Here is a 24322-nt window from a genome sequence, read left to right as displayed (position 1 = left end):
AAGTATGCACCTTTTTCTTTTTTATCACCCAAAGTCCTTTTCCTTATAACTCATTTAAATTTATCGGTTATTATAACAGCATATAACGTTTAATTGGCTAGATTGTATTTCATATTACCAGATTTTTAATTGAGAATGGCACATTAGCATCAGCAAAATATTGTTTTCAATTTTGAGCATTAATCACCATATCTCACCACTGTAAATTTAGGTATTTTATAGCTTACAGATAGTCCGAAACAAATATATAACAACAATTAATAAGTTAGGTTGTGAGCCATGTTATCTAAATTTAATATATCAAACAGTGCATTACTTGCATCGTCTCTGCTCTTAACGATTGGGCGTGGTGCAACATTGCCCTTCATGGCTATTTACCTAACCCGTGAATATGAAATGGCTATTGATATTGTCGGTGTTGCAATGTCAATGGCTATGGTGGTTGGTGTTTTATTTAGTATGGGCTTTGGTATGTTAGCAGACCGCGTTGATAAAAAACGCTGTATGCTATTCGCAGTTATCGCCTTTATTTGTGGGTTTATTGCGATACCTATCGTGAATAATGCTATTTTAGTCATTATTTTCTTTTCGTTAATAAATTGCTCTTATTCCGTATTCTCAACGGTACTAAAAGCCTATTTTGCAGATACCCTTACGGTTACATTAAAAGCAAAAATATTTTCCTTAAATTATACCTTCATTAATATAGGCTGGACTGTTGGCCCGCCCATTGGCACCTGGTTATTAATGTATAGTATTAACTTACCATTCTATTTAGCTGCAATTTCAGCCGCTTTTCCAATCTTTTTTATACAACGGTTTGTACAGAGCATAAAACCAACACCATTAGAAGAAGGCCAGACCCGCAAATGGAACCCTGTATCTATGCTACGAGACCAAGTGCTGGCATGGTTTATTTTATCAACTTTCTTAGGTTCATTAGTTTTTGGAACTTTTACCACTTGGATATCCCAATATGCCATCACCGTTGCTAACAGTGATTTTGCCCAAGTGGTTATCGGTGTTATTTTGCCCGTAAATGCTATTGTTGTAGTGACGTTACAATATACAGTCGGCAAACGTATCACTCCAGATAACTTAAGAAAATTGATGACATTAGGTAGTCTATTTTTTATTTTAGGGTTGGCAACCTTTATGTATGCCCATGAAAACTTATACCTATGGGCTCTTGGCGCCTTTATTTTCACTTTAGGTGAGTTAATCTACGCCCCTGGCGAATACATGTTAATTGATAGTATTGCTCCAGACGGAATGAAGGCCAGTTATTTTTCGGCTCAATCTTTAGGGCTACTTGGCGGTGCATTTAATCCGATGTTAACAGGAGTTGTATTAACTGAACTTCCCCCCTATTTTATTTTCATTATTCTTATGTTTATTACATTTTTAGCCTGGCTATCCATGTTAAATGGAATGCGTCTAAGAAAAAAACAATTATTAGTTACCTAATAGTACTCTTTTCTCCACTGAAAAACTTTTTCGGTGGAGAAAAATGATCTATCTACTACCTTTTTATTCTCTGCCTTGTAGGTAAAACTAAACAAATAGCTGAACTCAATAATACAATAGTCATGATTATAGAAACCTTAAGATAATTTTTCGAAAAGAGTAAAGAAAATATTGGTAATGCAGATAATAAAATCAAGTTGTTAACACTCTCAGATATAGACAAGACAAAACCTTTATTCTCTGCACTTTGCCTTGCTAACATTGCGGTGCTTATCGGAGAGGCCAATCCTAACATCCCACCAATAACAGTTAAGCATAATCCATGACCAATTAACGAAAGCCATCCACTAAGAAATAAGATAATCGTTACTATGATTATTAAAATAATAACCACGAGTTTTGTATTATTTGATACTTTAACTTTTTCAATTTTTGCAACTAAGCCATTGCCAAATAATAATCCCATCCCAAATAATCCCATTAAGCTACCAACCTCCGCACTTTCTAAGTGGGATCGTTGCCTTAATATTTCACCTGCAAGCAAAAACATACAAACTGATACCCCATTCCATAAACCTTTCGCTAATATGAGCCTGATAATGCCTACCGGTTTAATCGCTTTAAAAGATAATTTTTTTCTGACAGTTTTTTGAGAGTACGGTAGTATAAATAGCCCTATAATGAACACGACTAAGCACCCTATCGCGGTATAAATAAAAGGGGCGTACCAAGCAAAATACTGGACTAATATCCCTGCAATGATAGGCCCCGTAATAATACCGACAGTCATTCCCACCATAATACTCCCCATTGCTGTAGCTTGTTTACTTTCACTAATTACATCAGCAATAAGTGCGAAGATAACGGGAACAAGTGCAGCAGAAGCCAATCCTCCGAAGCCCCTTAAAACAAGTGCAGTCAATAGATTAGGTGAAAAAATAATGACTAAACTATCGAGTGATAATAGCAAAAGAGCCATAAGCACAATTTTTCGTCTATCAATTCTATCTGATAAAAAACCAATAATAGGAGCTGCCAAGGTATAGGCCAACGCATAAGCCGATACCAACCACGTAATTTGGTCAGCTTGAACATGAAATACCGTTGCTAACGGCGATAAAATAGCCGACAACATAAATTCTGCGGTACCAACAAGGTATACCGCTACTGCCGACAAAAGCAGTAAGTAATGAGTAGAAGTCATAGTTTTCTCGTTTTGATATATATTGCATTATCCAATCAGTGCTTATGATTGGTATCGATATGGTTTTATTTAAAAAAAATTAGGGGAGTTTTTTGGCAGTGAGTAGCTAGTTGTAAGTAACGTTTAAATACTGGAAGTATTGAGATGATTAATTAAGGTAACAAACTGAAAGATAAGAGCGAATAGAGGTCTATTAAATCTTAAACTTTAATTAAATTCAAGAGATTCCTGCAAAGTTAAATATATATTAACAAATATTCCATCTTCTTAAATTTAGCAAAAATAATTACTATCTGATTTCCTTGTTCCTATGCATTTAATACGTAATATTACCCATTCAAATACACTAATTCCTGCGATTAATCGACTATTAGCCACTTCTATGTCAAAAAAAACTCTCATTATCTATTTTATAATGTACAAACAATAACATGATAGTTGCTTCCATATTTGGTTATTAAATCAATAGAATAGTTTATTTAATAATCACATTAAAGCATGTTTAGGCTAACGGAAGGTATATAAACATGAATATTATCACTCGGCTTAAATTCGTTTCATTTCTACAATTTTTTATCTGGGGATCATGGCTAGTTACTTTTGCATCTTACCTATTCAATACATTACATTTCAAAGGCGGTGAAATCGGCTTAATTTTTAGTACATTAGGTATCTCAGCCTTATGCTCACCGATTATCATCGGATTTATTGCAGATAAAATTGATAACAGAAAACTTGTATACACTACATCACATATCATTTCTGCTGTATTTCTAATCGTAATGGCTCATAGTGATTCAATAACCCTACTATTTATTGTGACATTAGTTCATCTAATGTTTTATATTCCAACTATTTCTATTTGTAATAGTATTGTTCTTGAAATGTTGAGCGCTGAAAAGCTCGATTCTGATGTTTATTTTCCTAAAATACGCGTTTACGGTACCTTAGGCTTTATTGTCGCTATGTGGACAATTAGCTTATTAAAATTGGAAATGAGTTTTTATCAATTATATATTGGTGCTATTGCATCGATTGTACTCAGTATTTTTTCTATTTTCTTTATTTCAACACAGAGCTGTAAAATTGAGAGAAAAGAAGAAAAACCCAGTTTTAGTTGTCAAAATATTATTTTTCTCTTTAAAAAAGGACGAGTTGCAGTATTTCTATTCTTTGCCATGTTATTAGGCTCTGTTTTACAAATTACCAATACCTTTGGCGTTCCCTTTTTACAAGATATGGCATTAATGCCTGAAGCTAGAGGCTCGGTTTTTTCTGAATATCCCACAATCTTTTTATCAATATCGCAATTTTCAGAAATTATATTTATTTTGCTTTTACCGCTATTACTCAAAAAATTCAAAATTGAAGCTATCCTATTTATGAGTATGATCGCGTGGATTTTACGATTAGGTTTATTTGCTTACGGTGATTTCACTGTGATTGGTACTATCGCTTTATTTTTATCCATGGTTGTATACGGCTGTGCATTTGATTTCTTTAATATCGCGGGAGCACTATTCTTAGAAAAAGAAATTGCCCCCGAATTTCGTTCAACAGCACAAGGTGTATTCACCACATTAGTGAACGGTTTTGGCACATTTTTAGGCGCTGTATTATGTGGATGGGTTATCGAACTTAATACGGTCAATGGTGTGGTGGATTGGAAAACTTTCTGGATGATCTTTACCGGCTACACTGCGAGTTTTACACTTTTCTATGTCATTTACTTGTTCTATCCTAAAAATAGTCAACCGAAAACTGCCATTCAATGACTCGTATTCCCCTTATTCATGAGTCATATATACAGAATAAGGGGGTTATATTATTTCAAATGTGTGATTTTGAAATAGTCATATTAGGGTTACTCTTCATTTTTAGTGCAATTTAATTATTATCTGCCTTATACTTCGCCTCTTTTAGCAATAACGCTTGTTTTCGGTCAATACCCCAACGGTAACCAGAAAGATCACCATTACTCCTAACAACACGGTGGCACGGTATTGCTACCGCTAACATATTTGCACCACAGGCATTAGCTACCGCTCTGACTGCACTAGGCTGGCCAATTTTTTCTGCAATATCACTGTAACTCTTTGTTTCCCCAACTGGGATATTACGTAAAGCTTGCCAGACGCGTTGTTGAAATGCAGTACCTTGAATGTCTAATGGTAAATTTAAACCAATTTCAGGCGCCTCAATAAAACCCACCACTTGAGCGACTAGTTGTTCAAAGTCGTCATTTCCTCCAATGAGCTCTGCGTTCGGGAATTTATCCTGTAAATTATTCAATAACTGCTCAGGGTCATCCCCTAACAAAATGGCGCAAACCCCTATCGGACTTTGTGCAACTAATAATGTTCCCAACGAGCAAACCGCAAGAGCAAAATAAATTTTACTGCCTCTTCCTCCTGATTTCCATTCACTCGGCGTCATGCCTAGTCGTTGAGATGAGGCTTCATAAAAGCGACTATTTGATTGATAACCTGCATCATAAATAGCATCCGTAATTCGTTTTTTTTCTTGAAGCTGTTGCTGCAATGTTTTATGGCGAAATGCATCCGCATATGCCTTTGGTGTTAACCCTGTCTGTGCTTTAAATAAACGGTGTAAATGATAGCGACTCATACCAATATAATCAGCTAACTCTGCCAAGCTCACCGTTTGTTCCTGCTGCTCAATATAACGACAAGCCTTTTCAATTTGTTCTTGATAAAATTGGGTTAATTGTGACGTTTCTGTCCGAAAGCGTTTTCCAGCACAGTAGCCTTGTTCAATAGCTTGCTGTTCATTATCGAAAAACTCAACATTATCTCTATTTGGTAAACGCCCCGCCGCAGATGGATGGCAATAAATAGCAGAGGTTCTTACACCGTAAACAAAATGACCATCTGCGGATTTATTCCTTTCAACCACCGCTTGCCACCTCTGTTCTGGCGTTTTCCACAAATTTTTAGTTATCATCATGTCGCCCTTCGCTGGTTAATTACATTAATTATGACAAACTTCAGTCCTAAAAAACTCCGAACATTGCTTTTTAATTCTAGCTTTATCCGTCCAGCACAATGCCATAATTACATGAATTCCAATGTGTTATTGCGTTTATAAAAAGTACTCAACAAAAATTGAACCGCATTAGTATTATTTGTTTTTCAGCTCTTTTTGTGCAATGCGTTTTTTAAATCCTGTTAACGTCATTCCTGTATGCCGTTTAAAGTAACGGCATAAATAAGATGTATCTTCAAAATTTAATTCATCAGCAATTTGCTTAATGGATAAATTACCAATTTCTAATAATGCTTTTATTTCTAAAATAACTTGCCTATCTATTAATACTTTTGGTGGGTCATTAAAAAAATTTTGACTAATTTTGGACAAGTAGAATGGTGTAATAGACAATTGTTCAGCATAAAATTTCACTTCTTTATGCTGCTTACAGTGAGTTGTAATTAAGTCCCAAAAACGCCAACACAGCTGCTCTTGGCGGCTTTTATTTTCTGGTTTTATAGAAATGTGTTGTGCATGATTACTGATTTCTAAAAATAAATTTTGTAAATGGTTTTTTAATTGTAATACCCCATATTTACCCCAATTAGACACTATAGCTAAAAGAATGTATCTCCAGCTTTCAAACAGTGCAATTTTTTCTAATGGAATTGAAATAACAGGAAAATCATTAAAAAAAGCAAATAATTGATTTGGTAATACATAGGCAATTTCTGTTGCTAGCTTTTTATCAATCAACCAATATTCCAAACGAAATTTACGTGATTTGGCTTGCAGCATTGCAAAAGAATCATCGTATAAAATGATAATATCGTTTTTGCGTATCAGATGCCGTTTGAAATTAATATTGAAGACTCCATATCCTTGCTTGCATACACAAACCGCCACATAAGATGTTTTAATCGGTTTAAATTGCATCTCTTCCATATTACTTTCACCAATCCGAATGGCTTCAGGTAAATCAATTTGATAATTTTTTAAATGCTGCATGATTGTTGTGTTTTGATTTACTTCATATAACGCATATCATAACAAAAAAGTTGTCATAAGTACCCATAATGTACAAGTTATGCCCTTATTTTATTTTCATAAATACCTAAAATAGCCTTCAAATTAAGGGATACCATAACGGGGGAGATTAGAAAATGGTACTTGCAACAAATAGGTTAGTATTGCGTCCTTGGCAAGAAACAGATGCCGCTGATTTATATTTCTATGCAAAAGATGAAAGAATTGGCCCTATCGCAGGTTGGCCTGCTCACAAAAATGAAGAAGAGAGTCTTTCTATCATCAAGAATATTTTTATGCGAGATGAAATTTACGCGGTAACGTTAAAAAATGAAAACCAAGCTATTGGCCTGATTGGATTATCATTTAGCCATGAAAGTAATTTTCCCATTGGGGAAAATGATGCAGAAGTCAGTTATTGGATTGGTGTACCGTTCTGGGGTAAAGGCCTTATACCAGAGTCAATTAACGCCATCATGCACCATGCATTCACTAATTTGAAATTAGATAATTTATGGTGTGGTTACTTTCAAGGTAACGAACAATCTAAAATTGCCCAAGAAAAATGCGGCTTCAAATACTATGCAACTCTTGAACCACAATTTATTGAATTAATTGGTGAAACTAAGACAGAAGATATTAGTAAAATAACCGCTAAAGAGTGGCAAACTCGACAGTAATATTTGATTCTATCTATACATGTGGCCAGCATTTATCTGTTTGGCCTTTTTCTTATTAATTTATTGTCACAACTCATTTCAATGATGAATAAAATTATTCTACCGTGTTCCTATTAATGCTATGATTTTTCAATAATTATAAAATTCATACTTTCACTAGGATCACAGGTAAACACATGCAGGACTATGGTATTTGGACCGTTATCACTCCCATTGTGACTATAATTTTGGCGATATTAACTCGCCAAGTCATGCTTTCATTAATGCTAGGAATATTCGTTGGTTTTACTGTCATTAACGATCACAACCTATTATTAGGTGTGCAAGGTACCGTTGATGGTATTATTGATACATTTTCATCTGCAGGGAATACGCGAACAATTGTCTTTATGGTCATGATCGGAGGGATAATGAGGCTTGTTGTTGTGACAGGCGGAGTTCGAGCATTAGTTCAGCTACTAACCAATAAGACAAAACTGATTAAAAACCGTAAATCTACCCAGTTTCTTGCCATTATCATTACTTCTCTTATTTTTATTGAAAGCTCAATTAACCAATTAGTCGCTGGCGCCTCAACTAAAAATCTAGCACGACAATATGGTGTTGCTCCTGAAAAAATGTCCTATATTATCCAAACAGCATGTGTTTCTGTTTGTTCCTCCGCCATCATCAATGGTTGGGGTGCAGTAATAATGGGGTTAATCGGGGTACAAATTTCCCAAGGTCTGATTCAAGGCGAGCCCTTTGATATTTTAATTACTTCGATTGGTTACAATTTAATGGCATGGTTATCTATTATAACTATCCTATTCTATGTATTTACCAATATTTCATGGGGTCCCATGAAAAAAGCTGAAGATAAATATCAACAAAATTTTATTGAGGGGAATATTTCCCAGTTACAAAGCCAAGATAATGAAGAAGAGATTATTGATCACCCTAACGCTCATTCTTCATTAAACTTCTTTATTCCTATTTTATCTACGGTGTTAATGGTCCCTATCGCACTATATATCACTGGTGACGGTGACTTTAGCAAAGGAAGTGGTTCGACATCCGTATATTGGGGAGTCATGTTTGGTACTGTGGTATCTTTCTGTTGGTTTATCGGTCGGCGGTTACTAAATATTGATGAATTCTTTAAAGAATTATTTATCGGCTACGCCAATATGCTAAAAATCAGCTCAATTATGATCTTAGCGTTCTTGATGGGAAATGTCTCTGCTGAGTTAAACACGGGAGCCTATATTGCTGAAGTCACTCAAGGAGTTATGGCCCCAGGTTTTTCTATTGGATTTATCTTTATAATTAGCGCCATTATGTCTTTAGCAACAGGCACCTCTTGGGGAACTTTCGCGATAATGATACCTATCGGGGTTCAATTAGGTTTATCTGTAGGAATGCCTGTTGAATATATGATTGGTGCAGCAATTTCTGGCTCAATATTTGGCGATATGACCTCCCCAATTTCTGCGGATGCTATTGTTGCTTCAATGGCGACAGACTGCGAACATATTGAGCATATTCGTACTCAAATGCCTTATGCGTTAGTAACTGCCAGTATTGTTCTTGCTATTTACCTTTACCTTGGTTTTTCTTATTAATTATTGGGAGTTTAGATGTCTATCCAACAACAACTAACACAGTACGCAAAAATAGATTTACTTAACTCGTCAACTCCACTTAATCGATTGAATAATTTATCGCATAAGTTTGGTCGTGAGATTTATATAAAACGTGATGATATGACTCCCCTTGCTATGGGGGGAAATAAACTGCGTAAACTAGAATTTTTAATGGCTGATGCATTAGCCAAAAAAGCAAAAATTATTGTTACCGCGGGGGCAATTCAATCAAACCATGTCCGCCAAACTGCAGCTGTTGCTGCCATGTATGGGCTTGAATGCGTTGCGTTATTAGAAAATCCAATTAAAAGTGATAACCCTAACTTTCTGCATAATGGTAATAAATTATTAACTGACTTATTTGCCACCCGTTGTGTGATGTGTGATGAATTAACCGACCCACAATCCCAAATGGAAGCGCTAATTAAAACACTTTCTCTTAAAGATGCCTATATTGTCCCTGTGGGTGGGTCAAATACATTAGGTGCTTTAGGCTATGTCCAATGCGCTATTGAGATAGCTCAACAGAAACCAGAACATATTGAATTTGATAAAATTATTGTTGCTTCAGGAAGTGCTGGAACCCATGCAGGGCTTGCCATTGGTTTACAAGAATTACTACCACAGAGCCAAGTAATTGGCGTGACAGTGTCACGAAAGCAACAAGACCAAGCCCCTAAAGTTGAAAAATTGCAATCCGAACTGGCTCAATGGTTGGGTCTAGCTAAAACACCTGAAGTACAATTATGGGATAACTTTTTTGCTCCCATGTATGGAATGCCAAACCAAAAAGGCCTCGCCGCAATCAACTTATTAGCGCGGCAAGAAGGTATTTTATTAGACCCAGTTTATACCGGTAAAGCCATGGCTGGGTTAATTGACTACTTGGAAAGCTCTGAAGAAAAAACTCCCGTTCTGTTTATTCATACGGGTGGAGCCCAAGCATTATTTGCTTACTCAGATATTAGCCAAACAATTAAGTAATCATCATCAGATAAAAGGGCCAGATTGCCCTTTTATCTTCCTTTGTAAAGCTAAAATACTCGACTTCCCTCTTTATTATTGTTGATTAGTCTGTACTATCCAATAATTGGTAAGTGATCACGTATAAATATTGCTCGTTTGGGTAAATCTCTTTGATAAGCGCTTTCAACGTCTCTAGGCTCATGGCTTCTTGTTTAGCATGGTATTCAGAAATGTCATCATAAGAAATGGGCTCTACCGACAATATTTTAATATCAGTGTAATATTCACCTGTTTCCAGCGCGTATACCTTCACAATACTCCCAGGAACATAATGGCTCTCGCTTTTATCACGAATAGTGATAATTTTTTTACCGGAAACCACCAATGGAAGTAAACGCTCAAAAAAGGTTATCGTGTCTGGTGCGTTATTCATAATAATTCTCTTATTTTTATACAATCTCTTTTCTAGGAAGACCTATTTTCTTATAAATCCAATAAATTGCAATAAAATGGTTCTTTTTGTGCTTTCAATTATACGAACACTATAGCGATCATTCCGTTTTATATACAATCAGGCCATAAAAAGATTATCTACGTCTATAAACTGAGTACACATAATGGATAACAATGAAAATTTGTTCTATCAACAAGAATACTATTTTTGGTCTGCAATATGTGCAAATACGGTGAAAATTAGCAACCAAACTAGTGCTTATTTTTCTGAGCTACCATTGCCTATATTTAATTATATTTACCTCCACCAAGGCGCACTCATTTCAGATTACGAGAAGGCCGAAGCGCTGTTCAAAAAACAAACTAAGCCTTATGTGCTGGTTGTTCATGACCAAATACTTTCACTATTTGAGTCAGAAATAATAACACGGAGATTAGTCTTTGATGGTGAATCAACCGCAATGATTTTGCCACAAGGGGCTCTGTCTCAATACAATTCACCACCACCGCTTAATACTGATTTTCAGATAATACAGAGTAATGAGCGACTCAAAGATTGGGCTCAGCCGTTAATTACAGCATTCCATGTCGATTCTGATACAGATGAAAGTGACTCAACTGTTACTGACGAGTATATTCGTTATCACCAAAGAGCACTTGATAAACAAACTAATATGGTGCATTTAGTCTTATTTGCAGATCAGCAACCAGTCTCAACCTTAACTATGACATTTAATAATGAAACAGCTCGACTTGATGATATTGGTACTGATATTCAATACCAAGGTAAAGGGCTCGCGACTTCACTTATTAAACATGCGCTATACCTTTGCCATCAACAAGGGATTAAACAGTGTGTATTGGAGTCATCCAGTGAAGGGTTATCTATCTACAAAAAACTGGGTTTTGAACCTATTTTTAATTACTACAGCTATATTTCGGAGTGATTTTATTGAATGCATCTTAATAATCAAGATGCATTTTACTTTACCTAAAAAAATAAGGTTTAATGTAATCACTAATCGCAAAACTACACCTAGTGACACAATCATGGGGATTAATATAATGATAACTCCCAGTATATTTATTTTGTCACCGTTTGGTACCAATGCTGAATATCTGTCACAATTTGTTCAGTGTGCAACTGCCCATCTTTATCTTTGAAATAATGGTCTAAATCTTGATAAGAACGGTAACTAACATGGGTATTACGAACTTGTTTCATCATATTATCTGTACCATGAGCATCCACGTTGGTATCCGCCATCGCTTGTATCACCAAATGTGGGGTTTTAACTGACTGGATAAGTTTTAAATTGTCAATGGTGAGCATCTCATACCACCATTTCGAGCCATGGCCGCTGACAAATTGGTCGTTATTTAATTGCTTTTGTTTTACCGCTTCTGCAAATTGTTTAAAACCTTCCTTTGAGTTAGCAATTTCTTCTTTAGGTGTATTATTTTCAATACTATATAGAACATCATTAATGAAGTGTTGGCCGCCAACATTCAATGCAACGGATGCGGTAATAAAGTTTTCTTGTGCAACAATTAAATTAGTTACCAGCGCACCTTCACTTCCGCCTAATAGCACTATGTGTTGGTAATCATTTTTTAATTGCTTTAATACTGCTACATAATTATTGGCGCGTTCTAATGGCGAGTCTTTCGACATGTAGTCAACAGGACATTCTTCTTCTGAAGCTTCTTCGCCATTAACCCCCACTTGGCTGTTTAATCCTGTTTTTTCAACTAATAAAATATCATTATGAGGAAATACAGCCCCGAAATTTTTCAACATATTGGGGTTATTAATGACGCTTTTACAATCTGAGCCTTGTAATAAAACTAATAAATCCTTTGATTTTTTGGCTTGTTTTTGGATTAAATAATAATTTATATCTTTGCCTGCAAAGTGCATAGTTTGCATACTCACAGGTAAATTCTGTGCAAATACACTTAATGGATAAATTGAAAACAACAAAGGCGTAATTTTTAGTTTCATTGCACACTCATCATGTTCTATAAGGACCTTTCGACAATATTATATTGAGTTTTTTATAACAAATAGCGCCTAAAATGCCCTCGTAAAACAAGATTAAATATAGATATACGGTTTAGACCTGTACAATTTTTTTATGGCGCTTGAGAAACAAGTATTAATGACTCGCTATGGGGGAGAATGCTATGCAATGGCAATGTTAGCAGCGGGTAAAATCGATATTTGTGTCGAATTCGCACTGGAACCTTATGATATTGTTCCATTAATCCCTATTATAGAACGTGCTATTGGCAAAGTGACTACATTAGATGGTTGCTGAGCTGAAATTGGTGGTACGGTTGTAGCAACAGGCTACCCAAACCTTCATGAACAAATTCTGGCTATCTTAATACAGGTAGTTAATTTTATCTTTTAAGAAGTATTATAAAATGCAATCTACTCAACAAGTTAATAGTCATGTTTCCTTTATGCCTGCGAAAAGGGAACAAGTTTCTACTCGAATTATTTTTTTTATTGCCGGTTTTGTTACCGCGGCCTGGGCAGCCATTGTTCCTTATGTCAAACTTAACACAGGGGCAAATGATGCCACCCTTGGCATGCTACTATTATGTTTCGGTGGAGGAGCACTTATTGCTATGCCAGTAACTGGTGCATTAGCTGCCAAATTTGGTTGCCGCCGTTTAATGGTGTTTTCTACCATCGCCTTTAGTTTGTTATTCCCCATTTTATCCTCTTTATCGCAAATTAACTTTATTATCATTGCCTTATTATTATTTGGAATTTTCATTGGCTTAACAGATTGCGCGATGAATGTTCAAGCGGTGATTGTTGAAAAATCATCTGATAAGCCAATTATGTCCGGCTTTCATGGTTTTTATAGTGTCGGGGGGATAGCTGGTGCAGGTACCATGAGTTTGATCTTGTTGCTTGGTGTTTCCGCGACAATGGCATCAATCATCGTTTCAGTTATTGCCGTAGTTTTATTAGCTATTTGCTATAACGGTTTAATCCCTTACGCTAACACCCCAACAGGCCCTCTTATCGCTATACCGAAAGGCATTGTTTTGGTTATTGGGGTTGTTTGTTTTGCCGTTTTTCTTGCTGAAGGTGCAGTTCTTGACTGGGGAGCTGTATTTTTAATTGAACACCATGGATTAGAAGAAACTTTAGGCGGCTTAGGATTTGCTGCTTTTGCCACAACTATGACGATTGGCCGATTACTAGGCGACAAAATTGTTATGCGAGTCGGTTCCTCTCGCGTCGTATTTTTAGGTGCTTTACTCGCTTGCCTCGGTTTTGTTATTGCTGTTTTATCTCCTCATCTTATATTTGCCATCATGGGTTTTGCATTAGTCGGTGCAGGTTCATCTAATATAGTACCGGTGATGTTTTCTGCTGTAGGGAAGCAAAAAACGATGCCAGAGGCCCTTGCCGTACCTGCAATTTCAACTTTAGGCTATTTAGGTATTTTGGCGGGACCTGCAGCTATTGGTTTTGTTGCTTTTCAACTGTCCCTGGCAACTGCATTATTATTAATTTCTGCATTATTAGTTATTATTGCTTTTGTGACTCGTTTTATCCGTGTGTGATTTTTTGAATCTCATAAGGCAGCCCTTGCAGGTTCAGGTAAAATACTCTGTGTTGAAGATTATATTGATGATAAGCCTGAACACAACGCGTTAGCTATCGCACAAAACGCCCTTACAACAATTAAAAATTCATTTATAGGTAGTAACACGCTAAATCTTGAAAACGCTTTCACAGGAATGCGACCTATGCCTAAAGATGAGATGCCAATTGTCGGAAAAGTTGCTGATTTCGAAGGTTTATATATTATCAGTATGCACGCTGCGATTACGCTAGCGCCTTTGATATGCCAATTGGCTCAAGATGAAATCTTGCATGGGATAGAACAAGCCGCATTAGGTCCATATCGATTAACTCGTTTTGTATCAGGTAACTGACAAATGAATATTCCGTTGTACTATTTAAGACATTATCAATCGATTGAAAAAACATTCTGGACATCTATTTGTGAACATAGTATCCAGATTGCACAACACACAATTTGCTATTTAACGCCCCTTAATTCGCCAGCGTTTAACTTTATCTATTTACAGCCTGACTCGACCAGCCACGCCTTTATGCAGGCTCACAACCTGTTTGTTTCACAGAAGAAAAACCATACCTTAGTGATCCCCGAAGAGATGCTCCCGCAGGTGGTAACTGAGGCTGAGTCATTAGGGTATAAACGTGACAGTGTCACGACTGCAATGGCGCTGACCTTAGTAAAGCAAAATGAAGTTGAACTGCCTGATAACCAAGTTGATATCGTCTTAGCGAATCACGATTTGTCCTTGTGGGCAAAGCCTCTGGTTTCTGCGTTTTACCTGTCTGAAGAGCACGACCAGGTTATTCAGGAATATGTGCGTTATCATGAGGATGCATTACAACAAGGCGCCCCGCAGTTTCACCTTGTGTTACTCGTTAATGGTGAACCAGCGACCTCCATGACGGTGACGATCGAAGGTACGTTAGCGCGTTTTGATGATATTGGTACCGAGCCAAGCCATCAAGGTAATGGTTACGCTTCACAACTTATTGATTATGCGTTAGCATTTTGCCGCCAACAAGGTGTAGAACACTGTTTCCTAGATGCGTCTGAAGCGGGATTTGATTTGTATAAAAAATTTGGATTTGAACCTCTCTTTCGCTATATCAATTATGTTTGGTGCAAATAATTTATAACCATAATGTTATTTGTAGAGCTATCTGAAGTGGGATCATTGTTCACACAGTGGTTCCAAGCTCAGTCATTCCAGATTAATCATAATGACAAAATTATCTAATATTTACATATGAAAATTAATATTATTGGCACTAGTGGTAGCGGTAAAAGTACCCTTTGCCAACAACTTTCGCTGTTGTTAAACGTCCCTTCTATCGAATTGGATAGCTTATATTGGTTAGCGAATTGGCAAGGTTCTTCGGATGATGCGCTTAACCAGAAACTCACCGCTGCATTAGATAAAGCGGTATCTGGATGGGTTCTTGATGGAAACTATACTCGAACCCAACCCATTAAATGGAAAGAGGTTGATATGGTGGTATGGCTGGATTACTCCTTACCAAGAACGCTTTATCAGTCGATTACGCGCACATTGTCGCGCATTCGTTCAGGGCAAGAGTTGTGGGCAAATACAGGTAATAAAGAACGTTGGAAAAATGCTTTTTTCAGTCGTGACTCGATAATTCTGTGGCTACTAAAGACTTACTATCCAAATAAGAAAAGAAATCTAAGTCATATGGCAAATATCAACTTACGCCATATTCAGTTTGTTCGACTCACCTCACCAAAAGAAACAAACTTATTTTTACAACAAATGAAAGCTCAAGTTCAGGGTAAATAAACATCTCGGTAGCCATAAAAACTACCGAGATAGTATTTTTTCAGCAATTAAAGCTCATCACATGCCGTTTTCAACATCGCAGTTTGTTGGAATTTTTCAATTCCTAACTCAATCAAGCGGCTGATTAATTGCGGGTATGTCATACCCGCTTGTTGCCACAATTTGGGGTACATACTGATGTTCGTAAAGCCAGGCAATGTGTTGATTTCATTGATAACTACGTCGTTGTTTTCCGTTAAAAAAACATCCACACGGGACATTCCACTGCAATTTAATGCGCGATACGCGGATAAGGCAATCTCGCGTATTTTATCACTCACCGCAGCATCTAACTGTGCAGGAGCCACGACAGAGGCGCCATTTTCATCAATATACTTAGTGTGGTACGCATAGAAACTATCGTGTAATACGATTTCACCACAAGGGCTGGCAAGAGGTTCTTCATTACCCAGTACGGCGCATTCAATCTCACGCCCTTTTACTGCACTTTCAATAAGGACTTTCATATCAAATAAGAAAGCAAAGTCCAGTGCTGCGTAAAATTCCGATTCAGTGCTGACTTTACTGATCCCGACAGATGAACCTTGATTTGCTGGTTTAATAAAAAGTGGTAAACCTAATTGCGCCACGGTCGCTTCATATTCAGTTGTTGCGCGCTCATTTTTGAGCACTGTTATAAACGGAGCAATATTTAAGCCTGCATCTCTAAGTAATCTTTTGGTAACGTCTTTATCCATACAGGCAGAGGAACCTAAAACCCCCGGACCGACAAATGGTAAATTCGCCATGCGCAATAAACCTTGTAACGAGCCGTCTTCACCTAAGTTACCGTGAACAATAGGGAAAATAACATCGATTTGTGGCAATGGCTTAGCATCTTCTAACGAAATAAACTGTTCGCTTGTTTTACCTGGAACAAGTGCGATAGCTCGCTTAGGCGTATTCAACGCAATACGAGAGGGATCATCACCATGCAATAAAAAATCAGATTCGTTATATTCATGCCATTGCCCTTCTTTATTAATCCCTAAAAGGCATACATCAAATTTATTGCGATCTAACCCATTGATAATATTTTTAGCAGACTGTAGTGAAACTTCATGTTCTGTTGATCGGCCACCAAAAATAACACCGACTCGTATTTTGCTCATTATTTGCTCCGACATAAAACACCAAACCTAGCCGAGAAATATAGCACGCAAAGAAAAGGTTATGGCATAAATTATTTATTTTTCATTAAGATTAGCTGGCTTTATGACCAAACCTTCTTTTTTTGATAGCTAATTATCTTTTATCTATCAGAGTTTCAATACTGATATTCACCTGTTCAATTAGCCACTGCGTAAAAATAGCCGCTGCACTGCCTTGCTCTACAGGTTTAGATGACAATAAATAATATGCTGAATTATCTTCAATAAAGCCATATGGCGCGGTTAATTGTTTCGATTTTACTTCATCTGCAACCATCAAAAATGACGCAAGCGCCGCCCCTTGCCCAGCCAAAGCCGCTTGTATACACAAATAAAAGTGTTCATATGTAATAGTTTTATTATTTTGAAGCGCTATTTCTTTTATATTTTGCCAAGTTTCCCATGCAGTTGGCCTAGATAGAGTTGACAGTAGCGTTATATGACTAAAGTTTTCTTTAAAATCAAGTTCAGGCCGAACCACGACGCCCATACATTCTGAGCACACTTTCACCGCGCAAAGGTTGTCATTCCATTTGAAATCATTACGCCTCAATGCTAAATCAACATTCGTTTTTGTGAAATCGATAACACCACCTGCCGCCACTAAATGCACTGTAATATGGGGATATTGTTGATAAAAATGTGTAAGCCGAGGAATTAACCACTTCATTGCGATTGTAGGTTCACAAGACAAACTAACAACATCAGGAAAGGTACTGTTTTTTATCTTTTCAACACCCTCCTTGAGCTGTTCAAATATTACACTGGTTGTTTGTAACAATATTCGTCCATTCGCCGTTAAAAATACAGCACGGTTCCTTCGTTCGAATAGCTCAACACCAAGGTGTTCTTCTAATAAACGAATTTGTCGGCTAATCGCACTATGAGTCACATTCAGCTCTTGAGCCGCTTGCACAAAGCTACCTGCTTTCGCAGCAGTGTCAAAAAAACGTAATGACGTTAACGGTGGTAGTTTCATATATAGGTAATAAAAACTGACAGATTTATGTCAGGATAAATCGCTTTTTAGTTTTATTCAATCTATTGATAATAAAAACAATAAATGAACAAACAATTTCAGAATAAATCTGTTTTTGGTCTGTTTTCATTACCTTTTAGGAAATTAATATGAATGAAATTATTGCAGTTGCAACTATTACCATTTTAGCAGTCATTAGTCCGGGGCCAGACTTTGCTATGGTAACTCGTAATAGTTATACCTATGGCATTAAAACAGGCTTACTGTGTGCGCTAGGTATTGCTATTGGTGTGCAGGTTCATGTGTTTTATACCATTTTTGGCATCACTTTGGTCATTATGAGTTCACCCGCATTATTCTTAATCGTTAAACTTATTGGGGTGTTTTACTTGGTATACATCGGATTTAAATCATTGACCAATAAAGTAAAAATATCCTCAGATAAAGCAGTATCAAAGCCATTATCGGCCCTAAACGCGTTTAAAAATGGTTTTCTGACAAATGCATTAAACCCAAAAACCATGTTTTTTGTGGTTTCTGTGTATAGCCAAGTTATCAGTACACAGAACTCAATTTGGCTAAATTTGAGTTATGGCCTATTTATTTCTTTCACTCATTGGCTTTGGTTTAGTCTAATTGCTATTTTCTTTGCAACGCCAGCAGTCAGAAACAAAATTCTTAACTACCAATTTATTATGGACCGAACGATTGGAATTCTACTGATTTTATTGGGATTATCTCTACTATTCTTTAATATAAACTAACTCCACATTCACATTCATGGTAGTTATTTACCCTGCAATCGATAATATTCATTGACCACTTTCGCCAACTCAACCACATCGGTTGGAATATTGAGTTTGGCGAGTTGGTCAAATGGCACCCATTCAAATGGGGCAAAAGGCGATTGTGATGAGGGTAATAGCTCACATAAGTAAATCATATCAATATGCCAATGGTTCCCTTTCTTTTTATCCGCAATAAATTCTTTCAAGATAGCGATGGGCAACGGTAATACTTGTGTATGGGATGAATCCTGCACTTGCGATACAAAGGGGAAACCGCAACTGACCACTTGGCACTCTAATCCAGTTTCTTCAAGAACCTCTCGGAAAACAGCATGTTGTGGTTCTTCATTTGCTTCAATGTGACCGCCTGGAGGTAACCAAAAACCAAGTTTTTGATGTTCGTGTAATAAAAACTCACCATGCTCATTACGGATCATTGCTGTTGCCGTAAAATGTTTAACTTCCTCTCTCATCTCACCACATCCCTTTTTTATTTTGTTATTCTTACATTGTATTTCTGGTGTTGAGCCTAACACCTTGTTGCCTTCCAGTCACGGTAACCATTTCAACTTACATGAGGCATTTAAAGCGCAGTCAGCGGAAAGAAATTATCGTATGCTTAGCTGATAGCGATTGATTATTAACTCAGGTGGTTAAATTGAAAAAAGAATTTGATTTTTATAAGCAACAAGCTATGAACTTTGAGAATGGGGAACAAAATAAAAACCCATGAGATTTGTTATTGTTCATCATAAAGATGCGCAATAAATTGAACAAATTAGAGAAATAGCCAGCACATAGACTGGCTATTTCTGATAAAACCATTACGCGGTTAATGCAAGTTTTGCTCCAAACATCAAGAATACAGCACCAATACAGCTATTAGAGAACTTCGAAAGCTTTTTATTATGTTTAACCATATTCGTTACGGCAACAGCACCAAAAATCAGCAGTGATAAATAAATCATGCTACAAGTTTCTAAAATTAGGCCAAGTATGAAAAATGGCACACCTGCACTTGGGTAAGCTGGGTCAATAAATTGGATAAAAAATGAAACATAGAAAATGATCATCTTAGGATTTAGTAAACTTAAAAAAACGGCTTTTTTATAGGTGCCCTTGGTTTCTAAGATAATTGAATCAACATCACCTGTATTTTCTTTCTTATGCAATACGCTATACAGGGTTTTAATCCCTAAATAAAATAAATAAGCCGCCCCTGCGTATTTTATAACACTAAAAAAGATAGGTGATGTTTTTACTAAAGATGCAACGCCTAAAAATGATAGAAAAATGAGCACAGCATCTCCTGTAAAGACACCTAATGCGGCTTTATAACCATTTTTCACACCATATTTTGCACTGCTAGTTAAAACAAATAAAGAATTAGGGCCTGGTACCAATGTAATAAAAATAACACCGATAAGATAAGTCCATAAGTTTGTAATACCGAGATTTTCAAGCATAGGAAACCCGCTAACTCAATAAAAGTTATAACAAAAAATTCACATCATTTATTTATGACTATATGATACAGGCTTCACATTACTTATAAAAGATATCACCACATAATAATGCCAATATAAAATATAAATCCAAATAATATTAAAATACCAGATAAACAACAATGAATAAAGATCAAAAAACAGAATAATAACCCAAAACAAGAACCTTAGTTAGAAGCTAACTATAAATAGCCAATCAAGTAGTTGTAAATGCTAAAATAGATAATTAAATCAGCATTTAATTTTATAGAATAAATAAAAGCAGTAGTAGTGATTTGATTAAGGTTTCGCGTTATAACATAAAAGTTCGTGCTATTTAAAAGTAAAATTGGATCAAGCCAGTATAAAACTAAAATAGCCCATTACTAATATTTCATCTCTTTAAAATCAATCAAGTTATATAAGTGTTCAAAATTACAATAAGGTTAGCGTAAATGGTGTCACAACAAAGTAATCAATGGCAAAAAGCAATGATGGCAGGCGCTGTTCATACCGCTCCTCTTAATCTTGCTGTTATTCCTTGGGGAGTTTTAGCAGGTTCAATGGCGGTCGAAACTGGTCTCGATTTCTGGCAAAGCGTAGCGATGTCCGCGATGGTATTTGCAGGTGCAGCACAATTAGTCACCCTTGGGTTGCTTAACTCGGGTGCTGGCTATATCACGATTGTTATTTCTGTTTTTTTTATCACTTCCCAGCATTTACTTTATGGACTGACATTACGCCCCCAAGTTAAAGACTTTACAACTCCTCAGCGCCTTAGTATCGGTTTCTTATTAACAGATGAATTATTTGCAATTAGCGCTGCTAAACGTCAGAGTTTAAGCTTTCCTTATTTGTTTGGTGCGGGGTTTAGTTTTTATCTCGTTTGGTTAATTACTAGTCTTTGTGGGATTGCAATGGCCAATATTGTAGGCGATTTGAGCCGCTTACATCTCGACTTTTCTGTCGTGGCAACTTTGCTTGCAATCGTCGTTCCATTAACAAAAAAAATAAGTACGTTGTGTGGCGTGATCTTTTCACTCGTCGTCGCTATCGTACTTTCAATGTACTCCTTCAGTAGTGCTATTGTTATCGCAGGTGTGGGTGGGATGTTTGTTTCGGTAGCCGTTTCACGTTTATTGAAGGAGGAAAAATGATTTGGCTTTTAATTATTACCTTAACAGCGGTTGTTTTTACTCTACGTTATATTTTTCTAATACCACAGTTGCCAATACGCCTTCCTCTTGTGGTTCGTCAAGCATTAGGGTATTCAGCACCTTGTTTATTAACCGCAATTTGTGCCCCTGTTATCCTATTAGAAAACCATGAATTGCGATCCTTCCCTGATAATCCTTATTTATGGGGGGCGCTATTCTGTGTCATCGTGGCTTCTGTATTAAAAAACATGCTGCTAACTGTCGGCCTTACCTTAGTATTTTTCTATTCTCTTATTTATTTTATCGGTTAACTTATTATTTAAGATAAAGCATCGTTCAGCGCTTTGCTTTATCTTGGTTAATCCCTCATAATATAGCCCTCTCAAAATACATTCCTTTTCAATTTCACCCTGTCATTGATTGTCATAGTGAATACTTTATTGGCCTTACTCAATAAATAGCCAATTAACCTTTATAGATAATGGATAATACAATACCATGCTTAATAATTATGTTTTACGCAGCGTTCGCTATATGTTGGACTTAAGCGACGCCCAAATGGTTAAAATCGTAAAACTCGCAGATTTGGCTGTCACAAAAGAAGAAATGGTGGCTTGGTTAAAAAAAGATAATGAACCTGAATATGTTGAATGTAACGATAATGTAATGGGGCATTTTCTAAATGGCTTAATCTATCACCGCCGTGGTAAAGATGAAAACCACCCCGCTCCCGAAGTCGATAGCCGACTTAATAACAATATTATGCTCAAAAAATTACGCGTGGCTTTTGAATTAAAAGATACGGATATGATTGAAATTTATCAGCTTGTTGATTTTCGTGTATCCAAGCCTGAGCTTAACGCAGTTTTCCGTAAACCTGGGCATAAAAACTATCGCGAATGTGGAGACCAATTACTGCGTTACTTCCTAAAAGGCCTGACAATTCGCCTACGTGGTGATAAATAACCGTTATTTTTGTTTGTTTTTTATTCATTAATTTTGCATTCTCCTGACATTTGTCTATAATAGAAGTGACAAATGTCAGGAGATTCAAATGAGAAACTATATCCCCACAACCCCACTTCAACCGACTGCTTCATCCTTTAAACCACTGTGGCGCCATGTAGGGTTACCCGCAGAACGTGGTATTGAGTTAACTCATTTCTTGCGTCAAGGCCTATCTGTCTCTGTCTTAGACAATATCCAAGAATGGTCAGGAATGAGCAAAACTGAATTATTGCGAATATCCGGCATTAATGAGCGCAATATTGCTCGACGTAAAAATGCTGGCCAGCCCCTTAATGCTGATGAAAGTGAGAGAATTGCTCGTCTAGTGCGGGTATTCGATGCTGCGGTGCGTTTATTTAATGGAGATAAGCACGCGGCAAGTGATTGGCTTAACCACCCAGTTAAAGGGTTAGGACATTTACGCCCTATTGAGCTTATTGCGACAGAAAGCGGAGCCATTGAAGTGATTGATTTGATTGGCCGTATTGAACATGGCGTATTCTCATGATTTTATATCGATTGGTTAAATCCAATTTTGCGCATGATGCATGGTCGGGCCAAGGAGCTATGCTCTACGGCGGGCGTTGGAATCATAAAGGGACTCCTGCTGTTTATACTTCAACAAGTATTTCATTAGCGACCCTTGAAATACTCGTTCACATCAATCAAGACATACTATTGAGCCAGTTCAGCTTACTATCCATAGATATCAATGATAAGTACGTGATGAAATTGTCGTTAGATCACCTTCCGACAGATTGGCAACAAGACCCCGCACCAACCTCCACCATGGATATTGGCACTATATGGCTTAATAACCAAGATAGTCTAGCATTATTAATTCCCTCTTGTATTGTTCCCTATGAATACAACGCAATTATTAACCCGTTACATCCGCAATTTCAAAAAGCTTTACATACCGTTAAACCACTAGATTTTAGTGTTGACCCGCGCTTAGCATAATTAGATATTTGCTAATAAATACTGTAAAAAAGCATCTATTTTCGGTGATAATGCACTACGGCTCGCATAAACCGCGCGAAGTTCTATAGGCGCTGGCGATACTTCATCGAATGCTATCCGCACTAATTTCTTCTGTTTAATCTGTTCTTCGCATGCATCTAACGCCAAAATAGCATAACCTACCCCATTCACTGCAGCAGCATGAGCCAAAATACCACTATTCACTCGGTAGCTGCTGTCAATTATCACTTTTTTCTGTAAGCCAGATGAATCAATAAATATCCACGGTTGCCCCTGTAATGCACTCAAGCTCGAAATGCACGGCATATTGGCTAAGTCAGAGTATGAACACGGTTTTCCTACTTTTTCAATTAATTGGGGTGATGCAACCACAACGCTTTGCCATGATTTGATCAGACGTGAGTGATAGCTACTGTCTTCAAGATGACCACGATGAAAAGTGAGTAATAAATCAATATCATCACTAATAACATCTTGAGGTATTAGTTGTGTATCACAGTGAATATTCAATTGTGGGTGAGATAATGCAAACTTCGCTAATAAATCTGCTAATAATAAACTACCGGATTCACTGGGAATAGTTAGCCTTAACGTACCTGTAACTTGTTGTGGATGACATATTTGCACTACAACTTGCTCTAATTCACTGACTAGTTTTTGGCTTTGTTCAAATAAAATATTTCCTGTTTCCGTTAGCCGCATTTGCCGGGTTGTACGTTCAATTAACTGGCTATTAAGTTGTTGTTCCAACTGTTTAATATAACGACTCACATTCGATGTTGGCATTGAAAGTAACTTTGCCGCATTGACAAAATTTCCTTGTGTCGCGACGGCAATAAACACTTTCAATAAATTCAGGTCAACAGCCATTTCTAATTCCTACAGTTCACGCGCTATTAACTTGAACTAAT

The 24322-nt window shown here is 36.8% G+C and carries 26 protein-coding genes and 1 pseudogene; 17 read left to right on the top strand and 10 right to left on the bottom strand.

Annotation, left to right across the window (positions count from 1 at the left end; all coding sequences use genetic code 11):
* The first annotated feature begins 279 nt into the window (after nt 1-279).
* Entirely contained in the window at nt 280-1467 is a 1188-nt protein-coding gene (ydeE, locus tag PSE83_RS03045) for an efflux MFS transporter YdeE (protein ID WP_164565288.1), read from the top strand.
* Between the two features lie 55 nt (nt 1468-1522).
* Here ydeE and PSE83_RS03040 read toward each other — a convergent pair whose 3' ends face one another.
* Nucleotides 1523-2671, bottom strand: coding sequence for an MFS transporter (locus PSE83_RS03040; protein WP_004254409.1), 1149 nt, complete (start codon nt 2669-2671; stop codon nt 1523-1525).
* Between the two features lie 527 nt (nt 2672-3198).
* Here PSE83_RS03040 and PSE83_RS03035 point away from each other — a divergent pair.
* The gene (locus tag PSE83_RS03035) at nt 3199-4446 is read left to right on the top strand and encodes an MFS transporter (protein WP_272660648.1); all 1248 of its coding nucleotides are present in this window, start codon (nt 3199-3201) and stop codon (nt 4444-4446) included.
* 112 nt (nt 4447-4558) lie between these two features.
* Here PSE83_RS03035 and ada read toward each other — a convergent pair whose 3' ends face one another.
* Entirely contained in the window at nt 4559-5635 is a 1077-nt protein-coding gene (gene ada / locus PSE83_RS03030; RefSeq protein WP_036957739.1) for a bifunctional DNA-binding transcriptional regulator/O6-methylguanine-DNA methyltransferase Ada, read from the bottom strand.
* Nucleotides 5636-5812: 177 nt separating this feature from the next.
* Nucleotides 5813-6667 (bottom strand): helix-turn-helix domain-containing protein, encoded by an 855-nt coding sequence (locus tag PSE83_RS03025; protein ID WP_004254420.1) that lies wholly within the window; start codon nt 6665-6667, stop codon nt 5813-5815.
* A 155-nt stretch (nt 6668-6822) separates the two neighbouring features.
* Between PSE83_RS03025 and PSE83_RS03020 the strand changes: the two genes are divergently transcribed.
* The 3 genes from PSE83_RS03020 to PSE83_RS03010 all read left to right on the top strand — a co-directional run bounded on the left by PSE83_RS03020 (nt 6823) and on the right by PSE83_RS03010 (nt 9974).
* Nucleotides 6823-7365 (top strand): GNAT family N-acetyltransferase, encoded by a 543-nt coding sequence (locus PSE83_RS03020; RefSeq protein ID WP_004254423.1) that lies wholly within the window; start codon nt 6823-6825, stop codon nt 7363-7365.
* Between the two features lie 176 nt (nt 7366-7541).
* A complete protein-coding gene (locus PSE83_RS03015; RefSeq protein WP_004254427.1) occupies nt 7542-8969 on the top strand; it encodes a Na+/H+ antiporter NhaC family protein in 1428 nt (475 codons plus the stop codon).
* Between the two features lie 15 nt (nt 8970-8984).
* On the top strand, nt 8985-9974 hold the full coding sequence (locus PSE83_RS03010; protein ID WP_004254429.1) for a D-cysteine desulfhydrase: 990 nt from the start codon (nt 8985-8987) through the stop codon (nt 9972-9974).
* An 85-nt stretch (nt 9975-10059) separates the two neighbouring features.
* Here the strand turns inward: PSE83_RS03010 and yqfB are convergent, their stop codons facing one another.
* Complete coding sequence (gene yqfB / locus PSE83_RS03005; protein ID WP_004254432.1) at nt 10060-10389, bottom strand: N(4)-acetylcytidine aminohydrolase; 330 nt, start codon at nt 10387-10389, stop codon at nt 10060-10062.
* Nucleotides 10390-10573: 184 nt separating this feature from the next.
* Between yqfB and PSE83_RS03000 the strand changes: the two genes are divergently transcribed.
* On the top strand, nt 10574-11356 hold the full coding sequence (locus PSE83_RS03000) for a GNAT family N-acetyltransferase (RefSeq protein WP_172767188.1): 783 nt from the start codon (nt 10574-10576) through the stop codon (nt 11354-11356).
* Nucleotides 11357-11493: 137 nt separating this feature from the next.
* Here the strand turns inward: PSE83_RS03000 and PSE83_RS02995 are convergent, their stop codons facing one another.
* The gene (locus PSE83_RS02995; protein WP_004254440.1) at nt 11494-12414 is read right to left on the bottom strand and encodes an alpha/beta hydrolase family protein; all 921 of its coding nucleotides are present in this window, start codon (nt 12412-12414) and stop codon (nt 11494-11496) included.
* Nucleotides 12415-12559: 145 nt separating this feature from the next.
* On the opposite strand from PSE83_RS02995, the pseudogene PSE83_RS02990 reads away from it, so the two are divergent.
* The 5 genes and pseudogenes from PSE83_RS02990 to PSE83_RS02970 form a co-directional block, all read left to right on the top strand.
* A pseudogene (locus tag PSE83_RS02990) lies at nt 12560-12826 on the top strand (inositol monophosphatase family protein); the annotation flags it as partial.
* A gap of 13 nt (nt 12827-12839) precedes the next feature.
* Entirely contained in the window at nt 12840-14000 is a 1161-nt protein-coding gene (locus PSE83_RS02985; RefSeq protein WP_004254467.1) for an MFS transporter, read from the top strand.
* Between the two features lie 186 nt (nt 14001-14186).
* The gene (locus PSE83_RS02980; protein WP_109912282.1) at nt 14187-14375 is read left to right on the top strand and encodes an FAD-binding oxidoreductase; all 189 of its coding nucleotides are present in this window, start codon (nt 14187-14189) and stop codon (nt 14373-14375) included.
* 3 nt (nt 14376-14378) lie between these two features.
* On the top strand, nt 14379-15152 hold the full coding sequence (locus PSE83_RS02975) for a GNAT family N-acetyltransferase (RefSeq protein WP_036957743.1): 774 nt from the start codon (nt 14379-14381) through the stop codon (nt 15150-15152).
* A 117-nt stretch (nt 15153-15269) separates the two neighbouring features.
* Nucleotides 15270-15821: a hypothetical protein gene (locus PSE83_RS02970; RefSeq protein ID WP_004254476.1), complete on the top strand. Its 552-nt coding sequence runs from the start codon at nt 15270-15272 to the stop codon at nt 15819-15821.
* Nucleotides 15822-15868: 47 nt separating this feature from the next.
* Here PSE83_RS02970 and ddlA read toward each other — a convergent pair whose 3' ends face one another.
* Together ddlA and PSE83_RS02960 are read right to left on the bottom strand one after the other, a co-directional pair.
* A complete protein-coding gene (gene ddlA / locus PSE83_RS02965; RefSeq protein WP_036957745.1) occupies nt 15869-16972 on the bottom strand; it encodes a D-alanine--D-alanine ligase in 1104 nt (367 codons plus the stop codon).
* A 133-nt stretch (nt 16973-17105) separates the two neighbouring features.
* Nucleotides 17106-17990 (bottom strand): LysR family transcriptional regulator, encoded by an 885-nt coding sequence (locus PSE83_RS02960; protein ID WP_004254481.1) that lies wholly within the window; start codon nt 17988-17990, stop codon nt 17106-17108.
* Nucleotides 17991-18139: 149 nt separating this feature from the next.
* Between PSE83_RS02960 and PSE83_RS02955 the strand changes: the two genes are divergently transcribed.
* Nucleotides 18140-18754: a LysE family translocator gene (locus PSE83_RS02955; protein ID WP_004254484.1), complete on the top strand. Its 615-nt coding sequence runs from the start codon at nt 18140-18142 to the stop codon at nt 18752-18754.
* A 23-nt stretch (nt 18755-18777) separates the two neighbouring features.
* Here the strand turns inward: PSE83_RS02955 and PSE83_RS02950 are convergent, their stop codons facing one another.
* Together PSE83_RS02950 and leuE are read right to left on the bottom strand one after the other, a co-directional pair.
* Nucleotides 18778-19251, bottom strand: coding sequence for an NUDIX hydrolase (locus tag PSE83_RS02950; protein ID WP_036957747.1), 474 nt, complete (start codon nt 19249-19251; stop codon nt 18778-18780).
* Between the two features lie 351 nt (nt 19252-19602).
* Nucleotides 19603-20244, bottom strand: coding sequence for a leucine efflux protein LeuE (leuE, locus tag PSE83_RS02945; RefSeq protein WP_004254492.1), 642 nt, complete (start codon nt 20242-20244; stop codon nt 19603-19605).
* Between the two features lie 473 nt (nt 20245-20717).
* Between leuE and PSE83_RS02940 the strand changes: the two genes are divergently transcribed.
* From PSE83_RS02940 to PSE83_RS02920, 5 genes are all read left to right on the top strand, one after another.
* Nucleotides 20718-21419 carry an AzlC family ABC transporter permease gene (locus PSE83_RS02940; protein WP_004254495.1) on the top strand — a complete coding sequence of 234 codons (702 nt, stop codon included), beginning with the start codon at nt 20718-20720 and terminating at the stop codon, nt 21417-21419.
* Nucleotides 21416-21730, top strand: a complete 315-nt coding sequence (locus PSE83_RS02935; protein WP_004254498.1) for an AzlD domain-containing protein — start codon at nt 21416-21418, stop codon at nt 21728-21730. The genes PSE83_RS02940 and PSE83_RS02935 overlap by 4 nt, the downstream gene beginning before the upstream one ends.
* A gap of 187 nt (nt 21731-21917) precedes the next feature.
* Complete coding sequence (locus PSE83_RS02930; RefSeq protein WP_036957750.1) at nt 21918-22385, top strand: DUF1456 family protein; 468 nt, start codon at nt 21918-21920, stop codon at nt 22383-22385.
* A gap of 88 nt (nt 22386-22473) precedes the next feature.
* On the top strand, nt 22474-22935 hold the full coding sequence (gene parS, locus PSE83_RS02925) for a type II RES/Xre toxin-antitoxin system antitoxin (protein WP_004254502.1): 462 nt from the start codon (nt 22474-22476) through the stop codon (nt 22933-22935).
* Nucleotides 22932-23390 carry an RES family NAD+ phosphorylase gene (locus PSE83_RS02920; protein ID WP_004254505.1) on the top strand — a complete coding sequence of 153 codons (459 nt, stop codon included), beginning with the start codon at nt 22932-22934 and terminating at the stop codon, nt 23388-23390. Before parS ends, PSE83_RS02920 begins: the two co-directional genes overlap by 4 nt.
* Here PSE83_RS02920 and PSE83_RS02915 read toward each other — a convergent pair whose 3' ends face one another.
* Entirely contained in the window at nt 23391-24281 is an 891-nt protein-coding gene (locus tag PSE83_RS02915) for a LysR family transcriptional regulator (RefSeq protein WP_004254508.1), read from the bottom strand.
* Nucleotides 24282-24322: the final 41 nt, after the last annotated feature.

Origin of the sequence: Providencia sp. PROV150 (assembly GCF_028481025.1) — a bacterium.
Classification (GTDB): Bacteria; Pseudomonadota; Gammaproteobacteria; order Enterobacterales; family Enterobacteriaceae; genus Providencia; species Providencia hangzhouensis.
Note: the sequence above shows the minus strand (reverse complement) of the source record. Positions and strands in the feature narration are given on the sequence as shown.

Coding starts and splice junctions, on each gene's coding strand:
- ydeE (WP_164565288.1), top strand. CDS start 280: ATGTTATCTAAATTTAATATATCAAACAGTGCATTACTTGCATCGTCT.
- PSE83_RS03040 (WP_004254409.1), bottom strand. CDS start 2,671: ATGACTTCTACTCATTACTTACTGCTTTTGTCGGCAGTAGCGGTATAC.
- PSE83_RS03035 (WP_272660648.1), top strand. CDS start 3,199: ATGAATATTATCACTCGGCTTAAATTCGTTTCATTTCTACAATTTTTT.
- ada (WP_036957739.1), bottom strand. CDS start 5,635: ATGATAACTAAAAATTTGTGGAAAACGCCAGAACAGAGGTGGCAAGCG.
- PSE83_RS03025 (WP_004254420.1), bottom strand. CDS start 6,667: ATGCAGCATTTAAAAAATTATCAAATTGATTTACCTGAAGCCATTCGG.
- PSE83_RS03020 (WP_004254423.1), top strand. CDS start 6,823: ATGGTACTTGCAACAAATAGGTTAGTATTGCGTCCTTGGCAAGAAACA.
- PSE83_RS03015 (WP_004254427.1), top strand. CDS start 7,542: ATGCAGGACTATGGTATTTGGACCGTTATCACTCCCATTGTGACTATA.
- PSE83_RS03010 (WP_004254429.1), top strand. CDS start 8,985: ATGTCTATCCAACAACAACTAACACAGTACGCAAAAATAGATTTACTT.
- yqfB (WP_004254432.1), bottom strand. CDS start 10,389: ATGAATAACGCACCAGACACGATAACCTTTTTTGAGCGTTTACTTCCA.
- PSE83_RS03000 (WP_172767188.1), top strand. CDS start 10,574: ATGGATAACAATGAAAATTTGTTCTATCAACAAGAATACTATTTTTGG.
- PSE83_RS02995 (WP_004254440.1), bottom strand. CDS start 12,414: ATGAAACTAAAAATTACGCCTTTGTTGTTTTCAATTTATCCATTAAGT.
- PSE83_RS02985 (WP_004254467.1), top strand. CDS start 12,840: ATGCAATCTACTCAACAAGTTAATAGTCATGTTTCCTTTATGCCTGCG.
- PSE83_RS02980 (WP_109912282.1), top strand. CDS start 14,187: ATGCCTAAAGATGAGATGCCAATTGTCGGAAAAGTTGCTGATTTCGAA.
- PSE83_RS02975 (WP_036957743.1), top strand. CDS start 14,379: ATGAATATTCCGTTGTACTATTTAAGACATTATCAATCGATTGAAAAA.
- PSE83_RS02970 (WP_004254476.1), top strand. CDS start 15,270: ATGAAAATTAATATTATTGGCACTAGTGGTAGCGGTAAAAGTACCCTT.
- ddlA (WP_036957745.1), bottom strand. CDS start 16,972: ATGAGCAAAATACGAGTCGGTGTTATTTTTGGTGGCCGATCAACAGAA.
- PSE83_RS02960 (WP_004254481.1), bottom strand. CDS start 17,990: ATGAAACTACCACCGTTAACGTCATTACGTTTTTTTGACACTGCTGCG.
- PSE83_RS02955 (WP_004254484.1), top strand. CDS start 18,140: ATGAATGAAATTATTGCAGTTGCAACTATTACCATTTTAGCAGTCATT.
- PSE83_RS02950 (WP_036957747.1), bottom strand. CDS start 19,251: ATGAGAGAGGAAGTTAAACATTTTACGGCAACAGCAATGATCCGTAAT.
- leuE (WP_004254492.1), bottom strand. CDS start 20,244: ATGCTTGAAAATCTCGGTATTACAAACTTATGGACTTATCTTATCGGT.
- PSE83_RS02940 (WP_004254495.1), top strand. CDS start 20,718: ATGGTGTCACAACAAAGTAATCAATGGCAAAAAGCAATGATGGCAGGC.
- PSE83_RS02935 (WP_004254498.1), top strand. CDS start 21,416: ATGATTTGGCTTTTAATTATTACCTTAACAGCGGTTGTTTTTACTCTA.
- PSE83_RS02930 (WP_036957750.1), top strand. CDS start 21,918: ATGCTTAATAATTATGTTTTACGCAGCGTTCGCTATATGTTGGACTTA.
- parS (WP_004254502.1), top strand. CDS start 22,474: ATGAGAAACTATATCCCCACAACCCCACTTCAACCGACTGCTTCATCC.
- PSE83_RS02920 (WP_004254505.1), top strand. CDS start 22,932: ATGATTTTATATCGATTGGTTAAATCCAATTTTGCGCATGATGCATGG.
- PSE83_RS02915 (WP_004254508.1), bottom strand. CDS start 24,281: ATGGCTGTTGACCTGAATTTATTGAAAGTGTTTATTGCCGTCGCGACA.